Origin of the sequence: Moorena sp. SIO2C4, assembly GCF_010672485.1 — a bacterium.
Lineage (GTDB): Bacteria > Cyanobacteriota > Cyanobacteriia > Cyanobacteriales > Coleofasciculaceae > Moorena > Moorena producens.
Genome location: NZ_JAAHGN010001472.1, coordinates 1 through 1,353, shown reverse-complemented (window position 1 = coordinate 1,353; position 1,353 = coordinate 1). Strand labels below are relative to the sequence as shown.

Annotated in this window: 2 protein-coding genes and 1 pseudogene; 1 reads left to right on the top strand and 2 read right to left on the bottom strand. The window is 41.4% G+C overall.

Features of this window, described 5'->3' with window-relative positions; translation table 11 throughout:
* Positions 1 to 152 (bottom strand): annotated as a pseudogene (locus F6K20_RS41080) (peroxiredoxin); the annotation flags it as partial.
* A gap of 169 nt (positions 153 to 321) precedes the next feature.
* On the opposite strand from F6K20_RS41080, the gene F6K20_RS38700 reads away from it, so the two are divergent.
* The gene (locus F6K20_RS38700; protein WP_008182021.1) at positions 322 to 474 is read left to right on the top strand and encodes a CAB/ELIP/HLIP family chlorophyll-binding protein; all 153 of its coding nucleotides are present in this window, start codon (positions 322 to 324) and stop codon (positions 472 to 474) included.
* A 422-nt stretch (positions 475 to 896) separates the two neighbouring features.
* Here the strand turns inward: F6K20_RS38700 and F6K20_RS38695 are convergent.
* On the bottom strand, positions 897 to 1,353 hold a 457-nt coding region (locus tag F6K20_RS38695), incomplete at its 5' end, for a sigma-70 family RNA polymerase sigma factor (RefSeq protein WP_287298473.1).

Genomic DNA, 1,353 nt, shown 5'->3' with positions numbered 1-1,353 from the left:
GTATTGGTCGGTAGGGTGAACTCGGGTGCGGGTTCATTAATAGGAGGTTGTTTGCCACCGAGAGCATGGGCAGGGTTGGCAAAATTTATCCAAGCCAGTAAAACGATCAAGCTAGCCAACAGACTGCTGATAAATGCGCGACGAGAGATCATGATGAAAACAGCAAATTATACTTCACATAAGTTTACATCATTGATCAACTAAGACTTTATACACAATTCATCCCGCTTGCCTATGCAGATAATTGACATTTAGCCAATAATTTGTTACATTTATTAATATAAACGGGCTACACAGAGTAAATTAGCGGAGCAAAGAACCATGTCCAATCAAGAGTCTAACGAAGCCAAGTTCGGTTTCACCCCTAAAGCAGAAAACTTAAATGGTCGTCTAGCTATGATCGGCTTCATCGCTGCTTTAGTCACAGAATATATTACTGGTCAAGGTGTACTACACTTCTTGGGATTAATGTAGTTCCCAATAGTTAGTTAAATTTGTCAATCTCAATAAATAGCTGGAGTTCTAGTGTTGAACTCCAGCTTTCTTATGTGTTTTTAGCTGATTCCATAGTTTGTTCTACGGAATGTCAGCTAAAATATGAAAACGGTGCGACCCCGTAATTTAATTCGCCATAGGAAAGCGCACCGGAACTAATTTCTGGGTAGGAATTGGGGTAAGGAATGTGATATAATGTCTGTTTGAATACTTATCATGTTTGGTTGATAGCCAATGGAAAATTGAAAATTAACAATTGTTAGGAGTCAATTGACAATTAACATCCATGGTACCAACCGTATTATATGTGATTAACCAGACTTCATACTGACTCCCTATTCCCCACGAAGTAAATTGAACGATAACAGAAAACCCTGATTGCTATCAAGCAGCAGGGTTTTCTATCGGATATATTCCTTGAGAATGCTATTGCGATTTGGATGGCGTAGTTTGCGAAGGGCTTTGGCTTCAATTTGTCGAATCCGTTCCCGCGTGACGTTGAAGATTTGGCCGATTTCTTCCAAAGTCTTCATCCGTCCATCATCTAATCCATAGCGTAGACGCAGTACGTCACGTTCCCGGGGACTAAGGGTATCAAGGACACTTTCTAGGTCTTCCCGGAGTAGATTTTTGGAAACCTGATCTTCTGGGGTTTCACCATCGGCTTCAATAAAGTCTCCCAAGCGGGAGTCTTCTTCTTTACCAATAGGCGTTTCTAAGGAGATGGGAAGTTGAGCTGATTTGGCAATGAATCGCAACTTCTCGATGGTCATTTCCATCCGATCTGCAATTTCCTCTTCTGTGGGCTTGCGACCCATTTCTTGAGAAAGAAGTTTAGTGGTTTTCTTGATCCGCGAG

Coding starts and splice junctions, on each gene's coding strand:
- F6K20_RS38700 (WP_008182021.1), top strand. CDS start 322: ATGTCCAATCAAGAGTCTAACGAAGCCAAGTTCGGTTTCACCCCTAAA.